This window comes from Pseudomonas sp. NPDC089401, from assembly GCF_044749485.1.
Lineage (GTDB): Bacteria > Pseudomonadota > Gammaproteobacteria > Pseudomonadales > Pseudomonadaceae > Aquipseudomonas.
Genome location: NZ_JBIVIA010000001.1, coordinates 232,091 through 247,375, shown reverse-complemented (window position 1 = coordinate 247,375; position 15,285 = coordinate 232,091). Strand labels below are relative to the sequence as shown.

Genomic DNA, 15,285 nt, shown 5'->3' with positions numbered 1-15,285 from the left:
GTTCACATGCCCCCAGCCCAAAGCCAAAGCGCCACCCCGCCCTCCTTGTTGAACGCCTGGCGACAGCAAGTGGCCAACACTCCCTGGCTCAGCGCCGGCCTGGGCGTCAGCCTGCTGGCAGTGATCGTGCTGCTGGCGGCCAGTTTCTGGAATGCCATCAATGGCGAGCATGCCGACAACCTGCACCTGGCACTGCTCGGCGGCCTCTCCGGCTTTGCCGCCACCGCGCTGGGCGCGGTGCTGGCGGTGGTGCTGCGCGATGTCAGCGCGCGCAGCCAGGATGTGATGCTGGGCTTCGCCGCCGGCATGATGCTCGCGGCCAGTTCGTTCTCGCTGATTCTGCCGGGGCTGGACGCGGCGCGGGAAATCACCGGCAACGGCCCGGCGGCGGCCTTCACCGTGGTGCTCGGCATGGCGCTTGGCGTGCTGCTGATGCTCGGGCTCGACCGCTTCACCCCCCACGAACATGAAAGCGTCGGACGTTGCGGGCCGGAAGCGGAGCGCATCAACCGGGTGTGGCTGTTCGTGCTGGCGATCACCTTGCACAACCTGCCCGAGGGCATGGCCATCGGCGTGAGCTTCGCCAATGGCGACATGAACATCGGCCTGCCGCTGACCAGCGCCATCGCCATCCAGGACATCCCGGAAGGGCTGGCCGTGGCGCTTGCGTTGCGGGCGACCGGCTTGTCGAACCTGAAGGCGGCGCTGGTGGCGATCGGTTCGGGGTTGATGGAACCCTTGGGCGCGGTGATCGGGCTGGGGATTTCCACCGGATTTGCCCTGGCTTATCCGATCAGCATGGGGCTGGCGGCAGGGGCGATGATTTTCGTGGTGTCCCACGAGGTGATTCCCGAGACCCACCGCAACGGGCACCAGACATCGGCGACCCTGGGGTTGATGGGTGGGTTTGCGGTGATGATGTTTCTGGATACCGCGTTGGGCTGAAGTTTTTCTTTACCTGTGCCGGCCTCTTCGCGGGTAAACCCGCTCCCACAGGAACACCACCCCATTCAAGGCCAGTGATAGACCTGTGGGAGCGGGTTTACCCGCGAAGAGGCAAACGAAGATTCAGATGTGAACCGCGACCTTCAATGCTTCCAGGGCAGGCTCCAGCTTGATGCCGACCTCGGCACCCAGTTCCAGCACCCGCGCCAGGTCCTGCTGCCCCACCATCACCATCTGCAGCTCGTCATCGAGCAACTGGCTGAAGTTCAGCAGCACATAGCCACCCGCTTCCTTGTTCAACGCGCCCATCTGCACCTGGATGCGATTGAGCGCGGTCAGCGGCTCGGTGCGCGCCAGCTGCTTGGGCTTGAGGGTGAACGGCACGCTCTGGTCGAACGAATCGCTGATGTGCTGGAACAGCTCCTGGTAGCTGTCGGCCTGGAACAGCACGGTGTCCGGCAGGCTGCCGAGCACCACCCATTCGCCCAGCGGGATCGGGAAGCTGTCGTCGTAGTTGATGTCGGGGTTGGCGGCGAGGAACGCGGCCGGGTCGGCGTAGGCCTGGGCGGCCTCGTCGGCGATGCGCTCGATGTCCTCGTCGCGCATGCAGCCGGCGCCGATGAGGCTGATGAATTCGAGCAACTGGTTTTTCATGAAGGGGGCCTGCGGCGGGTGAAAAGTCGCCAAGGATAGCCGCAAACGCCCCCTGGGGGTTAGCCGGCCAGCGCTTGCAGGCGCGCGGCGGCCTGCACCGCCCCCATGGTCTGCGCCGCCATCAGCGCAGTGGCGCCACGGGCGTCCTGGCGGGCAGGGTCGGCGCCCTGGGCCAGCAGGAAGTCGAGGATCTCGCTGCGGTTGAACATCGCCGCCAGCATCAGCGCGGTACGCCCGTCCTCGGCCGCCGCGTCCACCGGCACGCCGCTTTCCAGCAGCAGGCGGATCATCCCCAGGTTGCCTTTGAAAGCCGCGCCGGCGATCGGCAACTGGCCGTTGTCGTTGGCGATCAGCGGGTCAGCGCCATGGGCCAGCAATACCTGCACCGCGCGATGATGGCCGTGGTAGCTGGCCAGCATCAGCAGGGTATCGCCCTTGTGGTTGCGCAGGTCGGCCGGCAGGCCACTGGACAGCAGGCGCTCGAGCATTTCGGCATCGCCCTGGCGGGCGCGCTCGAACACTTGCTCGACGAATGCGGCGGTTTCGTCATCGGTCATGGCAACGGGTTGGTCGGACATCTGGAACCTCCTGGCAGAAAAGATTACCCAAGTGTTTGTCAGGCACGGCCGAGGGGGCAAAGGTTCAGAATCTATGGGGCCGATAGTCATCGGTCGATCCGTGCAAAATGCACTGTGCAAACTGCACGACCCTGCAAACTGCACGACGCCGCTTCGGCAAATGCTGCGCAACAGCCTGTATTTACTGGCTTTTTCCAGATTCCCGGTTCTGGCACGGTCACTGCAACATTCAACTCACGTCTGCCAACACAACAGTCAGGAGTTGATATGGACCTTATCCAGGAAAAGTTCGTCTCGGTGTTCTCGGCCTACCAGGTCGCCACCCAGCCCCGCCCCGACGGCGGTGTCCTGCTGACCCTGCGCGGCGCCGATGGCAAAGTTACCCGCCGGGTACTGACCTATGGCCAGTTGCACAGCGCCGAGCAACTGTCCTGGGCAATCAGCGCCATTCGCCGTGACCTGGCCGAGCAGGCCAGCGAGCTGCCGGTGATTTCGATGCTGCAGAGCCAGCAGCGGTTTGCGCTGCCGACTTACCGTTGAGTTTGTCTGGGCCGGCCTCATCGCGAGCAAGGCTCGCTCCTACGCAGGTATTGCATTGCCCATAGGGATGGCGGGATACCCCGTAGAAGCGAGCGTTGCTCGCGATGATGCCCGGTCAGACACTACAGTTCGTCGATGCCGAGAAACGCCCGCGCCGTCTCATCCCCAGTAAACCTCGGCTCGACAGCTTCACTGCCAAACAGGCGCAAGGCCAGGCAGAACGGATTGTCCCCCAGCTCCACCCAACGCCGCGTCCCCGCCGGCACCACAAGCTGGTCACCCTTCTCGCACAACACCGCATACACGTACTCCCCCAGGCGCAATCCAACCTGGGCACGGCCGCTGACCACGGCGAAGACTTCTTCAGCGTCATGCACATGCTCGTCACGTACATCGACCTGCGCCGTATCGGCGCCGTCGCGATTGAGCAGGCTGTAGGCACGGCTGCCATGGCCGGTCATCATGGCATCGAGGTATTCGCGGCAGGCGCTCAGCACCTCGTCCTGGGCAGTGCCGGGGCGCACACGCAGTTCATGCGCCTGGTGAGCGAAGCGCACGCCCTGCTCGGCCAGGGTCGCGGCGATGTCGTCGTGGTGGGTCAGCACCTTGTTCGGCAAGCCTGGGCTGGACGGGTGGAAAACACAGAGGATGCTCATCGGCTGCTGGTCCTGGTCGGTTTCGAACGAGTGGCAATGATAACGGCTGCGACCAGCGCTGCGGCACTGGCCATACCAAAGGTGAAGGTCGGCCCCAGCAGTTTCCAGCTGTAGCCCGAATACAGCGCGCCCAGCGCCCCGCCGATGCCCGACAGCGCCGCGTACAACGCCTGCCCCTGGCCCTGCTGGCGGGCGCCGAAGCTGGCCTGGACGAAGGCGATGGAGGCGGCGTGGAAGCAGCCGAAGGTGGCGGCGTGGAGCAACTGGGCGAAGATCAGCACGGCCGGCTCATCCGCCAGGTTGCCCAGCAGCAGCCAGCGCAGCGATGCCAGCAGGAAGCTGACCAGCAGCACCCGCTGCACGCTGAAACGGGCGAACACCCGGCTCATGACCATGAACATCAGCACTTCGGCCACCACCCCCAGCGCCCACAACAGGCCGATGCCGGCGCGGCTGTAGCCCAGGTGCTCCAGGTGCAGGGTGAGAAAGGTGTAGTACGGGCCGTGGCTGAGCTGCATCAGCGCCACGCAGAGGTAGAAGGCGATTACCCCGGGCGCGGCCAGCTGGCGCAGGAAGCCGCCCGCCTCGCGACGCTCGCCCTGCTCCACCGGCTGAGCGTTGGGCACCCACAGGCTGGCGACGACGATGCCGGCCATGATGGTCACCAGGGCTACCGGGTAGATGTCCAGGCTCAACCATTCGAACAACCGGCCCAGGCCGACCACGGTGAGGATGAAGCCGACCGAGCCCCACAGGCGCACCTGGCTGTAGCGCGAGGTCTGGCCGTGCAGGTGGGCCAGGGTGATGACCTCGAACTGCGGCAGCACGGCGTGCCAGAAGAACGCGTGCAAGGCCATCACCAGGGCCAGCCAGGCATAGCTCTTGCCGAAGAAGATCAGCGAGAACGTGGCCAGGGTCGACAAGGCGCCGAGGCGCACGATCAGCAGGCGTTGGCCGCTGCGGTCACCAAGCCAGCCCCACAGGTTGGGGGCGATGCAGCGCATCAGCATGGGGATGGCCACCAGCTCGCCGATACGCGCCGGGGGGAAGCCCAGGTGGTCGAGGTACAGGGCCAGGAACGGGGCGGTGGAGCCCAGCAGGGCGAAGTAGAAGAGGTAGAAGCTGGACAGGCGCCAGTAGGGGATCGGGGGCATGGGATAGGCCTTGTGGCTTGCCTGTGCCGGCCTCTTCGCGGGTAAACCCGCTCCCACAGAGCCCCCGCTGCCCTCAGGCCAGTGCAAAACCTGTGGGAGCGGGTTTACCCGCGAAAGGGCCGTTGCAGGATGATCAGAGCTGACCCAGCACCGGGGTGTTCACCTTCACATCGGCATTCTGCGCACGGTGGCGCAGCAGGTGGTCCATCAGCACGATGGCCATCATCGCCTCGGCGATCGGCGTGGCGCGGATGCCCACGCACGGGTCGTGACGGCCCTTGGTGACGACGTCCACCGGGTTGCCGTCGACATCGATCGAACGGCCCGGCACGGTAATGCTCGAGGTCGGCTTCAGCGCCAGGTGGGCGACGATCGGCTGGCCCGAGCTGATGCCGCCGAGGATGCCGCCGGCGTTGTTGCTGAGGAAACCTTGCGGCGTCAGTTCGTCACGATGCTCGGTGCCACGCTGGGCAACGCTGGCGAAACCGGCGCCGATTTCCACGCCCTTGACCGCGTTGATGCTCATCAGCGCGTGGGCCAGTTCGGCGTCCAGGCGGTCGAAGATCGGCTCGCCCAGGCCCGGCATCACGCCTTCGGCAACCACGGTGATCTTGGCGCCGACCGAATCCTGGTCACGGCGCAGCTGGTCCATGTACGCCTCGAGCTCCGGCACCTTGCTCGGGTCGGAGCTGAAGAAGGCGTTGTCCTCCACCGAATCCCAGCTCTTGAACGGGATCTCGATCGGGCCGAGCTGGCTCATGTAACCGCGCACCTGGATGCCCTGGGTAGCCAGGTACTTCTTGGCGATGGCGCCGGCGGCCACGCGCATGGCCGTTTCGCGCGCCGAGCTGCGGCCACCGCCGCGGTAGTCGCGCACGCCGTACTTGTGGTGGTAGGTGTAGTCGGCGTGGGCCGGGCGGAACAGGTCCTTGATCGCCGAGTAGTCCTTGGACTTCTGGTCGGTGTTGCGGATCAGCAGGCCGATCGAGCAACCGGTGGTGCGGCCTTCGAATACGCCTGAGAGGATCTCCACTTCGTCGGCTTCCTGGCGCTGGGTGGTGTGCCGGCTGGTGCCGGGCTTGCGCCGGTCGAGGTCGTGCTGCAGGTCGGCGAGGGAGATTTCCAGGCCAGGCGGGCAGCCATCGACAATGGCGACCAACGCCGGGCCATGGCTTTCGCCAGCGGTGGTGACAGTGAACAGCTTGCCGTAGGTATTGCCGGACATGGACGCTCCGCGAGTTCTGCCTGAAGTGAACGAAAGCGAGGAGTATACAGATGGATTGGCCGCCTGTGCTGGCCTCTTCGCGGGTAAACCCGCTCCCACAGGGGCCGCGCAATCCCGAACATTGCGCGCCCCCTGTGGGAGCGGGTTTACCCGCGAAGAGGCCGAACCTTCCCGTAAACGTTGGGTCAAACCGTCATCTCATCACTGTAGTAACGCATGATGTCGCGCCTCGTCGCCTTGCTTTTCCTGCTGTGCACCGGCCTGGCCCAGGCCGCCGCCCCCACCGTGCTGCAACGCCCCATCGACCTCGACACCGGCCAGGGCGTGTTGCATGGCAGCCTGCTTTTGCCACAACAGGCGACGCCACCGCCGGTGGTGCTGATCATCGCCGGCTCCGGCCCCACCGACCGCGACGGCAACAACCCGGCGTCCGGGCGCATCGACAACCTCAAGCGCCTGGCCCTGCTGCTGGCCAACGAGCACATCGCCAGCGTGCGCTACGACAAGCGCGGCGTGGCCTCCAGCCAGCCGGCCACGCCGGATGAACGCGACCTCAGCGTGCAGCGCTACGTCGACGACGTGGTGGCCTGGAGCCACAGGCTCAAGGCCGACCCGCGCTTCGGCCCGCTGATCCTGGTCGGCCACAGCGAAGGTGCGCTGATCGCCAGCCTCGCCGCCGAGCGTGCCGGCGCCAGCGCGGTGATCACCTTGGCCGGCAGTGGCCGGCCGCTGGCCGACGTGCTGCGCGAGCAACTGGCCCAGCGCCTGCCGCCGGCGCAGCTGGCCCGCAGCAGCGCCCTGCTCGACCGCCTGCAGGCCGGGCAGACCAGCCTCGACGTGCCGGCGCCGTTGCGCCAGGTGTTCCGCCCCAGCGTGCAGCCCTACCTGATTTCGCTGTTCCAGCAAGATCCGGCCAAGGCGTTCGCCCACCTGCCGATGCCGGCACTGATCATCCAGGGTCGCAATGACGTGCAAGTCGACGTGGCCGACGCCGAGCGGCTCAAGGCGGCCAAGCCGGATGCCCAGTTGGTGCTGATCGATGGCATGAACCACATGCTGCGCATCAGCCCGAGGGACATGCGCGACCAGCGTGACAGCTACCTCAACCCCGAGCTGCCCCTGGCTCGGGAGCTGGGCGAGCGCGTCGTCACGTTCATTCACCAGTTGCCTTCGGCCTGACCCTCAAACATCGGCAAAGCCTGCCGATAACGCGGTATTGGCGGTGATTGCAGCGATTTTGCGCGCGATCACCGTTTGCCCGTATCTGAGGACACGCCTTGATGACCGATGCCCCCGCTGCCGTAGAGCCGGCCGAAGAGCCGCAAGCCCCGGAACCCGCCGCCCTGCCCTGGGCCGACCTTGCCGTCGAACACTTCCAGCTGCTGCGCCTGGCACCACTGCCCACCGACCGCAACAGCGGCGCGCGGCCGCTGCGCTTCGTCGAGTTCGCCTATGCCGAGCGCCATGACAAGGCCCACAGCCTGCTGCGCATGGAGATCCGCCTGCCGGGGCAGAAGGTGCGCAAGGAGCAGAACCAGCTGGATGTGCGGGTCGACCATGATGCGCGCAGCGTCAGCATCGGCAGTGACAGCGGTGTGCAGCTGGAGCCGCTCAACCGTGGCCTTGGCCGTTTCCTGATGGGCCAGGCGGTGCAGTGGCTGCAACGCAAATGGCCGAACTACCGGGTCGAAGGCATGGCGCTGCCGAACAAGGACGCGCTGAACGAAGACACCCGCCTGCGCCGCGATCGCTTCCTGGCTGCCAGCGGGATCGAAGTCGAATATGCCGACCCGCAGCACCTCAAGGGGCGCACGGCCGACACTGCGGTGAGCCAGCTCAAGGGCGGCTGGAACACCGAGAAGCTGCAGCAGGTGGGGATTCTCGATGCGGCGGGGATGTTGCAGCAGGCCGAGCAGCAGTTGCTGGAGAAGGACGCGCAGTTGCGCGAGCGTGATGAGCGGGTGGCCAAGTACCGGCGCGAGGATGGCGGGTTGCGCTTTACCATCACCTGCCTGGTCGCGTTCGCGGTGTTTCAGGCGGGGTTGCTGATCTGGATTGCCACACGCTGAGACCGCGTCGCCTGCTTCGCGGGTAAACCCGCTCCCACAGGGGAATGCATAACCCTGTGGGAGCGGGTTTACCCGCGAATGGGCTGCAACGCAGCCCCCAAGGCCTCAAGTCAGACCCGGGCCTTGAACAGCTCCTGGTGCTGGCGGCACTGCTCAGCCGTCAACATGAACACCCCATGCCCACCCCGCTCGAACTCCAGCCAGGCGAAGTCCACTTCAGGGTACAGCGCCTCGACGTGCACCTGGCTGTTGCCCACCTCGACGATCAGCAGGCCCTTCTCGGTCAGGTGGTCACCCGCCTCGGCCAGCATCCGCCGCACCAGGTCCAGGCCATCGTTGCCGCACGCCAGGCCCATTTCCGGCTCATGGTGATACTCGGCCGGCATGTCACCGAAATCTTCGGCGTCGACATAGGGCGGGTTGGACAGGATCAGGTCGAAACGCTGCCCTGGCAGGCCGGCAAAACCATCGCCCTGCACGGTGAACACGCGCTCGTCGAGGCCATGCCGCTCGATGTTCTGGTTGGCCACTTCAAGCGCGTCGAAGGACAGGTCGGCCAGTACCACCTCGGCCTCGGGGAATACTTCGGCAGCGACGATGCCGATGCAGCCGGAGCCGGTGCACAGGTCGAGGATGCGTGCAGGCTCGGCTGCAAGCCAGGGTTCGAAGCGCCGCTCGATCAGCTCGCCAATCGGTGAGCGGGGCACCAGCACGCGTTCGTCGACGATGAACGACATGCCGCAGAACCAGGCTTCGCCCAGCAGGTAGGCAGTCGGCACACGGTCTTCGATACGGCGCTTGAGCAGGTGCTGCAGGCGTACCCGCTCGTCGTCCTCGAGCTGGCAGTCCAGGTAGCTGTCGGCGATTTCCCAGGGCAGGTGCACGGCGCCCAGCACCAGCAGGCGGGCTTCGTCCCAGGCATTGTCGGCGCCGTGGCCGAAGAACAGCTCGTGCTCATGGAAGCGGCTCACCGCCCAGCGGATGTGGTCGCGCAACGTGCGCAGACGGGATGTGATCACGGGGTACTCCTCATTACAGACCGTACAAAAGTCTAACAGCCCCACCCGCACATTTGTTTGCCGCGATGCCCCGACAGCAGGCCACAGGCCAGTAACCACGCCGCTTGCGATGTCAACCATTCCCATTGGCGCCAAGGCAAGGGAGAATAGGTATACAAAAGCCCTTCCAAGGAGCCCTTGATGTCCGTTCCAACCACGATGTTCCGCCTCACTGGCCGCGACTACCCGCCGGCCAAGCTGAGCCAAGCCAGCCTGATCATCATCGATGCGCAGAAGGAGTACCTCAGTGGTCCCCTGCAACTGTCGGGCATGGACGAGGCCGTGGCCAACATCGCCCGGTTGCTCGACGCCGCCCGCAAGGCGGGCCGTCCGATCATCCACGTTCGCCACCTCGGTACCGTTGGCGGGCGCTTCGACCCGCAAGGCCCGGCTGGCCAGTTCATCCCCGGCCTCGAGCCGCTCGAGGGTGAAATCGTCATCGAAAAGCGCATGCCCAACGCCTTCAAGAACACCAAGCTGCACGAAACCCTGCAGGCGCTTGGCCACCTGGACCTGATCGTCTGCGGTTTCATGAGTCATTCCAGCGTCAGCACCACGGTGCGCCGGGCCAAGGACTATGGTTACCGTTGCACCCTGGTGGAAGACGCCTCGGCGACCCGCGACCTGGCGCTCAAGGACCGCGTCATCCCCGCCGCGCAGATCCACGAATGCGAAATGGCCGTGATGGCCGACAACTTCGCCTGTGTGGCGCCGACCGCCAGCCTCATCTGAGCCTGGTGTCCGAATGACCGCCCGGCAGCCGGGCGGAACCTGACGGGCGGGGCACAGGTCGAATTCCGGATGTCCACAGAGGAACCTGGAATGAAGCTCAAAGGCAGTTTCGACGCCAAACGCCTGCGCCCGCGCCAACCGCGCAACTGGGGCGCCCGAATTGCCGCCGGCCTGTCGGCCCTGCTCGCCACGCTCGGGGTGTTGCTGGCCATGGCCGGCATCGCCGGGCTGCTCGGCAACTACGCGGCCCTGGCCGAACTCAATGCCAATCGCCCGCTGGCCAGTATCCTGGCCGTGGTCGGGCTGTTGCTGCTGTATTTCGGTGTGCGCTTCTGGCGACGCAGCCGCATTCGCCTGCGCCGCGGGCGCGAGCTGAACCTCTCGCCGCACCTGATGAAAAAGCATGATTAGTGGCTTGGGCTGCCGGCCCTTTCGCGGGTAAACCCGCTCCCACAGGTACAGTGCCACCCTTGAGGTTTGCACCCTCCCTGTGGGAGCGGGTTTACCCGCGAAGAGGCCGGCACAAGCTACACAAGGCTGTACGCCGGGCCACACTCGCGTAAACTACGCCGCCCACGTGGAGGCCCCATGCAAGACGACGATTTTTCCCTGTTCAGCGCTGAAGTGCGCGGCGTCAAGCCGATCAAGCACGATCGCGCCGACGTGGGCAAACCGAAAACCGACCGCAAGCAACTGGCCGGCCTGCGCCAGGCGGCGACCGTGCGCAGTGACCAGGCGCTGGTGATCGACGGCCTGTCCGACCAGTTCGTCATCGACGTCGGTGCCGAGGACGAGCTGATGTGGCGCCGCGACGGCGTGCAGGAAAGCCAGATCCGCAAGCTCAAGCTCGGCCAGATCGCCTTCGAGGGCAGCCTCGACCTGCACGGCATGAGCGTGGAGAAGGCCCGCGAGACCCTGTGGGCCTTCATCGCCGAAGCCACCGGCCTGGAAGTGCGCTGCGTGCGGGTCACCCACGGCAAGGCCGCGCGCCTGGACGGCAAGCGCCCGATGATCAAGAGCCACGTCAACACCTGGCTGCGCCAGCACCCGCAAGTGCTCGGCTTCACCTCGTGCCAGGCCCGCCACGGCGGCACCGGTGCGGTGTACGTGATGCTCAAGCGAACCATGATGGAAGGCCGCGACGAGTAACGCCGCGCTTGCAGCGTGGGCCGCGCCGCCGTACCCTTCCTTTTTGCGATTTTTTACCCACAGGTAGATACATGTCCCTGGAACAGAACTACACCGAGATCCTCAGCCAACTTGGCGAGGACGTCTCCCGTGAGGGCCTGCTCGACACGCCCAAGCGGGCTGCAAAGGCCATGAAGTACCTTTGCCGCGGTTACGAGCAGACGCTGGAAGAAGTCACCAACGGCGCACTGTTCACCTCCGACAATAGCGAGATGGTGCTGGTCCGGGACATCGAGCTGTATTCGATGTGCGAACACCACATGCTGCCGTTCATCGGCAAGGCCCACGTGGCCTACCTGCCAAAGGGCAAGGTCCTGGGCCTGTCCAAGGTCGCGCGGATCGTCGACATGTTCGCCCGCCGCCTGCAGATCCAGGAAAACCTCAGCCGCCAGATCGCCGAGGCCATCCAGCAGGTGACCGGCGCCGCCGGCGTGGCCGTGGTGGTCGAAGCCAAGCACATGTGCATGATGATGCGCGGCGTCGAGAAGCAGAATTCGACCATGCTCACCTCGGTGATGCTGGGCGAGTTCCGCGAGAACGCCGCCACCCGCAGCGAGTTCCTCAGCCTGATCAAGTGATCGGCGTGTGACCCGAGCCGGCCCCCAGGGGTCGGCTTTTCATTTCAGGAGTAGCCCATGATCGTCAAAGCCTTGCGGGTCGGCCTCGGCCAGCTCATCGTGTTCGGCGACTGGATCAGCCGCCCGGCCAAGCGCAAGCGTGACGCGGCGGCCCAGGCGCGTGTCGAGCAGGAGGCCAAGGGCCTTGCGCTGTACCAGTTCCACGCCTGCCCGTTCTGCGTGAAGACCCGCCGTACCCTGCACCGGTTGAATGTGCCGGTGGCGCTGCGTGATGCCAAGAACGACGAAGGGCATCGCCAGGCGCTGCTCGAAGGCGGTGGCCGGGTGAAGGTGCCGTGCCTGCGGATCGAGGAAGCCGGGAAGGTGACCTGGATGTACGAATCCAAAGACATCATTGCCTATCTGGACAAGCGGTTCGCGTAAGCCAGTTACATCAGCGTCGCCTGCTTCGCGGGTAAACCCGCTCCCACAGGGGACTGTACAACCCTGTGGGAGCGGGTTTACCCGCGAAGAGGCCGGGCCTGCCCTACTCGCCCATCGGCACATGCCGAGGATGGCTGGCCACCCGCGCCAGCCAGGCGCGCACTGCCGGGTAATCGGCCAGATCGAAGCCCCCCTGATGCGCAACATGGGTGTACGCATACAGCGCCACATCCGCGATGGAGTATTGCTCCCCGACCAGGTACGGGGTCATCTGCAACTGCCGCTCCATCACCTTCAACGCCTTGTAACCACCCTTGTGCAGCTTGCGGTACTCGTCCACGCGCTCGTCCGGCAGCCCCAGGTAGAACTGGATGAACCGCGCCACGGCAATATAGGGCTCATGGCTGTACTGCTCGAAGAACTGCCACTGCAGCACCTGGGTGCGCAGGCGCGGCTCGCTGGGCAGGAACTCGCTGCCATCGGCGAGGAAGTTGAGAATCGCGTTGGACTCCCACAGGCAGGTGCCGTCCTCGAGCTTGAGCACCGGCACCTTGCCGTTCGGGTTCATGGCCAGGAACTCGGGCGTTTCGGTCTCGCCCTTGAGGATGTCCACCGGCTGCCATTGGCAGGGTCGGCCCAGCAGGCTGAGCATCAGCTTGACCTTGTAGCAGTTGCCCGACTGGTAATCACCATAGACCTTGTACATCGCCCCTCCCCTCCTGTGCAGTTACACAAACTTGCCCAATAGTTGGCGACTGTACGGCCAAAAGCAATGCTTGCTGTATGGCAAGGATCAACAGCGGCCGCGTTAGTCTGAAAAAACTGCTTACACATGGACAAGGACCCAACCCATGACCGATGCCACCTCCGCACGCCTGCGGCCCCTGGCAGACAGCTCCCCGTCGGCGGTAGTCGCCGGCTTCATCGCCATGCTGACCGGCTACACCAGCTCGCTGGTGCTGATGTTCCAGGCCGGCCAGGCCGCCGGCCTGACCAGCGCGCAGATTTCATCGTGGATCTGGGCCTTGTCGATTGGCATGGCGGTGTGCAGCATCGGCCTGTCGCTGCGCTACCGCACGCCGATCACCGTGGCCTGGTCGACCCCTGGTGCGGCGCTGCTGATCACCAGCCTTGGCGGGGTCAGCTACGCGGAGGCGATCGGCGCCTACATCACCTGCGCCGTGCTGGTGCTGATCTGCGGCCTGACCGGCAGCTTCGAACGGCTGGTCAAGCGCATTCCCGCATCGCTGGCCTCGGCCCTGCTGGCCGGCATCCTGTTCAAGATCGGCAGCGAGATCTTCATCGCCGCCCAGCACCGCACATTGCTGGTACTCGGCATGTTCTTCAGCTACCTGCTGGTCAAGCGCCTGTCGCCACGCTACTGCGTGCTGGCGGCGCTGCTGGTGGGCACGCTGCTGTCGGGCGCGCTGGGCCTGCTGGACTTCAGCGGTTTCAAGCTGGAGGTGGCGACGCCGGTGTGGACCACGCCGAGCTTCTCGCTGGCCGCGACCATCAGCATCGGCATCCCGCTGTTCGTGGTGGCCATGACCTCGCAGAACATGCCCGGCGTGGCCGTACTGCGCGCCGACGGCTACCAGGTCGCGGCCTCACCGCTGATTTCGGCGACCGGCTTCGCCTCGTTGCTGCTGGCACCGTTCGGCTCCCACGGGGTCAACCTGGCGGCGATCAGCGCGGCGATCTGCACCGGGCCGCATGCCCATGAAGACCCGAAGAAGCGCTATACCGCGGCCGTCTGGTGCGGGATTTTCTACGGTATTGCCGGAACGTTCGGCGCCACCTTGGCGGCGCTGTTCGCGGCATTGCCCAAGGAGCTGGTGCTGTCGATCGCGGCGTTGGCGCTGTTTGGCTCGATCATGAACGGGCTGACCGTGGCCATGGGCGAAGTGCGCGAGCGCGAGGCGGCGCTCATCACCTTCATGGTGACGGCTTCGGGGTTCACGCTGTTTTCGGTCGGCTCGGCGTTCTGGGGGATTGTCGCCGGCGTGTTGACCCTGCTGATCCTCAGCCCGCGCAAGGGCTGAGATCATAGGCTGCCCGTGCCGACCGACTCGCGGGGCAAGCCCGCCTGCTGGAGAAAGGCCTGGGCGCGAGAGTCCTGCCCGTAGGCGACATTGATGCGCAGCCATTCGCTGCTCGCGCCTTGATAGTCGAAGGCACTGCCTGGAGTCAGCAATACGCTGTCGTGCAGCGCCAACTGCTCCAGGCTTGCAACGTCGCGCCCCGGCACCCGCGCCCAGACGAACATGCCACCGTGCGGCTCGCAGAACACCTCCCAACCGTAGCGTTCCAGTTGCCCGAGCAGCTTGGCCCTGTGTTGCCCCAGGCGCACCCGCAGGCGTTGCACGCTCTTGCGGTAGCTGCCGTTGGCGAGCATATGCCCCACCACCTGTTCGGCGAACCGCGAAGTGCCGATGCCGCTGACCATCTTCAATTCGGCCAGGCGCGCCAGCAGCGCCGGGTCGGCGACCAGGTAAGCGACCCGCAGCGAGCTGCTGAGGGTCTTGGAGAAGCTGGCCAGGTAGATCACCCGCTGTTCGCTGTCGAGGGTCGCCAGGCGCGTGGCCGGGCCTTCCTGGAAGTCGGCGTAGATGTCGTCCTCGATGATCCGCAGGTCATGTTCGCGGGCCAGCTCCAGCAAGCGGTAGGCAACCTTGGGCGTGAGGCTGGTGCCGGTCGGGTTCTGGTACAGGCTGTTGGTGAAGAAGCAGCGTGGCCGGTGCTCGCCGAGCAGCCGTTCGAGCTCGGCGAGGTCCGGGCCATCCGCCGTGCGTGGCACCGGCAGCATGTTCACCTGGTGCTGGCGCAGCAGGTTGTAGAGGTTGTAGTAGCCGGGGTTCTCCACCAGCACCGTGTCGCCAGGTTGCAGCAACGTTCGCACCAGCAGGTCGAGGCCGTGGCTGGCGCCCTGGGTGGTGAGAATACGTTCGGGGGAGGCGGCAATGCCCACCGCCGCGAGGCGCTTGTGCAACTGCTGGCGCAGGCTGGCCAGGCCCAGGGGTGGGCAGTAGTCGAACAGGTCCTGCGGGTTGCCGCGGCTGACCTGGCGGATGGCCTGGGCCAGCTCGGCGTCGGCGCGCCAGCTGTTGGGCAGCCAGCCGCAGCCGAGCTTGAGCAGGTCGTCATGGCCTTCACGGAACTGCCGCCAGCTGCCGTCGACGGCCTCGCCCCATGCTGGCGGGTCATCGTGCACGCTGGCTGGCTTGCATTCAGCGACGAAGAAACCCGTGCCGTGGCGGGCTTCCAGCCAGCCGCCGGCGACCAGGCGGTCGTAGGCCTCGATCACGCAGGAGGCGCTGACCGACTGCTCGCGGGCCAGGGTGCGGATCGATGGCAGACGGGCGCCGGGGCGCAGGCGCTGGTGTTCGATCCAGGCCTGCAGGTGGTCGGTGAGCTGCTGGACCAGGGGGGTGGGGCTTTGGCGGTCGAGGGGGAAAGGCATGGCCTGGAGTGTTTGCTGATTTTGA

18 protein-coding genes are annotated in these 15,285 nt (G+C 65.7%); 10 read left to right on the top strand and 8 right to left on the bottom strand.

Features of this window, described 5'->3' with window-relative positions; genetic code table 11:
- Positions 1-6: 6 nt before the first annotated feature.
- Entirely contained in the window at positions 7-945 is a 939-nt protein-coding gene (locus ACIP21_RS01130; RefSeq protein ID WP_400683005.1) for a ZIP family metal transporter, read from the top strand.
- A 123-nt stretch (positions 946-1,068) separates the two neighbouring features.
- Here ACIP21_RS01130 and ACIP21_RS01125 read toward each other — a convergent pair whose 3' ends face one another.
- Positions 1,069-1,599: a hypothetical protein gene (locus ACIP21_RS01125; RefSeq protein WP_400683003.1), complete on the bottom strand. Its 531-nt coding sequence runs from the start codon at positions 1,597-1,599 to the stop codon at positions 1,069-1,071.
- Positions 1,600-1,658: 59 nt separating this feature from the next.
- Complete coding sequence (locus ACIP21_RS01120; protein ID WP_400683000.1) at positions 1,659-2,177, bottom strand: ankyrin repeat domain-containing protein; 519 nt, start codon at positions 2,175-2,177, stop codon at positions 1,659-1,661.
- A gap of 267 nt (positions 2,178-2,444) precedes the next feature.
- Between ACIP21_RS01120 and ACIP21_RS01115 the strand changes: the two genes are divergently transcribed.
- Complete coding sequence (locus tag ACIP21_RS01115) at positions 2,445-2,717, top strand: DUF3509 domain-containing protein (protein WP_400682997.1); 273 nt, start codon at positions 2,445-2,447, stop codon at positions 2,715-2,717.
- 122 nt (positions 2,718-2,839) lie between these two features.
- Here the strand turns inward: ACIP21_RS01115 and ACIP21_RS01110 are convergent, their stop codons facing one another.
- The 3 genes from ACIP21_RS01110 to aroC form a co-directional block, all read right to left on the bottom strand.
- Positions 2,840-3,373, bottom strand: coding sequence for an oxidase (locus tag ACIP21_RS01110; protein WP_400682994.1), 534 nt, complete (start codon positions 3,371-3,373; stop codon positions 2,840-2,842).
- On the bottom strand, positions 3,370-4,527 hold the full coding sequence (locus tag ACIP21_RS01105; RefSeq protein WP_400682992.1) for an MFS transporter: 1,158 nt from the start codon (positions 4,525-4,527) through the stop codon (positions 3,370-3,372). The genes ACIP21_RS01110 and ACIP21_RS01105 overlap by 4 nt, the downstream gene beginning before the upstream one ends.
- 133 nt (positions 4,528-4,660) lie before the next feature.
- Complete coding sequence (gene aroC / locus ACIP21_RS01100) at positions 4,661-5,752, bottom strand: chorismate synthase (protein ID WP_400682990.1); 1,092 nt, start codon at positions 5,750-5,752, stop codon at positions 4,661-4,663.
- Positions 5,753-5,968: 216 nt separating this feature from the next.
- On the opposite strand from aroC, the gene ACIP21_RS01095 reads away from it, so the two are divergent.
- Both ACIP21_RS01095 and ACIP21_RS01090 read left to right on the top strand, forming a co-directional pair.
- Positions 5,969-6,931, top strand: a complete 963-nt coding sequence (locus ACIP21_RS01095) for an alpha/beta hydrolase (RefSeq protein WP_400682987.1) — start codon at positions 5,969-5,971, stop codon at positions 6,929-6,931.
- 101 nt (positions 6,932-7,032) lie between these two features.
- Positions 7,033-7,821 carry a hypothetical protein gene (locus ACIP21_RS01090; protein WP_400682985.1) on the top strand — a complete coding sequence of 263 codons (789 nt, stop codon included), beginning with the start codon at positions 7,033-7,035 and terminating at the stop codon, positions 7,819-7,821.
- Positions 7,822-7,931: 110 nt separating this feature from the next.
- Here the strand turns inward: ACIP21_RS01090 and prmB are convergent, their stop codons facing one another.
- Entirely contained in the window at positions 7,932-8,840 is a 909-nt protein-coding gene (gene prmB / locus ACIP21_RS01085; protein WP_400682982.1) for a 50S ribosomal protein L3 N(5)-glutamine methyltransferase, read from the bottom strand.
- A gap of 180 nt (positions 8,841-9,020) precedes the next feature.
- On the opposite strand from prmB, the gene ACIP21_RS01080 reads away from it, so the two are divergent.
- The 5 genes from ACIP21_RS01080 (at position 9,021) to ACIP21_RS01060 (ending at position 11,800) form a co-directional block, all read left to right on the top strand.
- Positions 9,021-9,611, top strand: a complete 591-nt coding sequence (locus ACIP21_RS01080) for a cysteine hydrolase family protein (RefSeq protein WP_400682980.1) — start codon at positions 9,021-9,023, stop codon at positions 9,609-9,611.
- A gap of 90 nt (positions 9,612-9,701) precedes the next feature.
- Positions 9,702-10,022, top strand: coding sequence for a hypothetical protein (locus ACIP21_RS01075; RefSeq protein ID WP_400682977.1), 321 nt, complete (start codon positions 9,702-9,704; stop codon positions 10,020-10,022).
- Positions 10,023-10,199: 177 nt separating this feature from the next.
- Entirely contained in the window at positions 10,200-10,760 is a 561-nt protein-coding gene (locus ACIP21_RS01070; RefSeq protein ID WP_400682975.1) for a Smr/MutS family protein, read from the top strand.
- A gap of 71 nt (positions 10,761-10,831) precedes the next feature.
- Entirely contained in the window at positions 10,832-11,377 is a 546-nt protein-coding gene (gene folE, locus ACIP21_RS01065; RefSeq protein WP_400682973.1) for a GTP cyclohydrolase I FolE, read from the top strand.
- A gap of 57 nt (positions 11,378-11,434) precedes the next feature.
- Positions 11,435-11,800 carry a glutathione S-transferase N-terminal domain-containing protein gene (locus tag ACIP21_RS01060; RefSeq protein ID WP_400682971.1) on the top strand — a complete coding sequence of 122 codons (366 nt, stop codon included), beginning with the start codon at positions 11,435-11,437 and terminating at the stop codon, positions 11,798-11,800.
- 103 nt (positions 11,801-11,903) lie between these two features.
- Here the strand turns inward: ACIP21_RS01060 and ACIP21_RS01055 are convergent, their stop codons facing one another.
- Positions 11,904-12,506: a glutathione S-transferase family protein gene (locus ACIP21_RS01055; protein ID WP_400682969.1), complete on the bottom strand. Its 603-nt coding sequence runs from the start codon at positions 12,504-12,506 to the stop codon at positions 11,904-11,906.
- 145 nt (positions 12,507-12,651) lie between these two features.
- On the opposite strand from ACIP21_RS01055, the gene ACIP21_RS01050 reads away from it, so the two are divergent.
- Positions 12,652-13,842, top strand: a complete 1,191-nt coding sequence (locus tag ACIP21_RS01050) for a benzoate/H(+) symporter BenE family transporter (protein ID WP_400682967.1) — start codon at positions 12,652-12,654, stop codon at positions 13,840-13,842.
- Between the two features lie 2 nt (positions 13,843-13,844).
- On the opposite strand, the gene ACIP21_RS01045 is transcribed toward ACIP21_RS01050, so the two are convergent.
- On the bottom strand, positions 13,845-15,260 hold the full coding sequence (locus tag ACIP21_RS01045) for a PLP-dependent aminotransferase family protein (RefSeq protein WP_400682964.1): 1,416 nt from the start codon (positions 15,258-15,260) through the stop codon (positions 13,845-13,847).
- Positions 15,261-15,285: the final 25 nt, after the last annotated feature.

Excerpts from the sequence above, each read along its gene's own strand:
- ACIP21_RS01070 (WP_400682975.1), top strand. The coding sequence starts at position 10,200 with ATGCAAGACGACGATTTTTCCCTGTTCAGCGCTGAAGTGCGCGGCGTC.
- ACIP21_RS01055 (WP_400682969.1), bottom strand. The coding sequence starts at position 12,506 with ATGTACAAGGTCTATGGTGATTACCAGTCGGGCAACTGCTACAAGGTC.
- aroC (WP_400682990.1), bottom strand. The coding sequence starts at position 5,752 with ATGTCCGGCAATACCTACGGCAAGCTGTTCACTGTCACCACCGCTGGC.
- ACIP21_RS01050 (WP_400682967.1), top strand. The coding sequence starts at position 12,652 with ATGACCGATGCCACCTCCGCACGCCTGCGGCCCCTGGCAGACAGCTCC.
- ACIP21_RS01125 (WP_400683003.1), bottom strand. The coding sequence starts at position 1,599 with ATGAAAAACCAGTTGCTCGAATTCATCAGCCTCATCGGCGCCGGCTGC.
- ACIP21_RS01090 (WP_400682985.1), top strand. The coding sequence starts at position 7,033 with ATGACCGATGCCCCCGCTGCCGTAGAGCCGGCCGAAGAGCCGCAAGCC.
- ACIP21_RS01080 (WP_400682980.1), top strand. The coding sequence starts at position 9,021 with ATGTCCGTTCCAACCACGATGTTCCGCCTCACTGGCCGCGACTACCCG.
- folE (WP_400682973.1), top strand. The coding sequence starts at position 10,832 with ATGTCCCTGGAACAGAACTACACCGAGATCCTCAGCCAACTTGGCGAG.
- ACIP21_RS01105 (WP_400682992.1), bottom strand. The coding sequence starts at position 4,527 with ATGCCCCCGATCCCCTACTGGCGCCTGTCCAGCTTCTACCTCTTCTAC.
- ACIP21_RS01120 (WP_400683000.1), bottom strand. The coding sequence starts at position 2,177 with ATGTCCGACCAACCCGTTGCCATGACCGATGACGAAACCGCCGCATTC.
- ACIP21_RS01110 (WP_400682994.1), bottom strand. The coding sequence starts at position 3,373 with ATGAGCATCCTCTGTGTTTTCCACCCGTCCAGCCCAGGCTTGCCGAAC.
- ACIP21_RS01045 (WP_400682964.1), bottom strand. The coding sequence starts at position 15,260 with ATGCCTTTCCCCCTCGACCGCCAAAGCCCCACCCCCCTGGTCCAGCAG.
- ACIP21_RS01115 (WP_400682997.1), top strand. The coding sequence starts at position 2,445 with ATGGACCTTATCCAGGAAAAGTTCGTCTCGGTGTTCTCGGCCTACCAG.
- ACIP21_RS01130 (WP_400683005.1), top strand. The coding sequence starts at position 7 with ATGCCCCCAGCCCAAAGCCAAAGCGCCACCCCGCCCTCCTTGTTGAAC.
- ACIP21_RS01060 (WP_400682971.1), top strand. The coding sequence starts at position 11,435 with ATGATCGTCAAAGCCTTGCGGGTCGGCCTCGGCCAGCTCATCGTGTTC.
- ACIP21_RS01075 (WP_400682977.1), top strand. The coding sequence starts at position 9,702 with ATGAAGCTCAAAGGCAGTTTCGACGCCAAACGCCTGCGCCCGCGCCAA.
- ACIP21_RS01095 (WP_400682987.1), top strand. The coding sequence starts at position 5,969 with ATGATGTCGCGCCTCGTCGCCTTGCTTTTCCTGCTGTGCACCGGCCTG.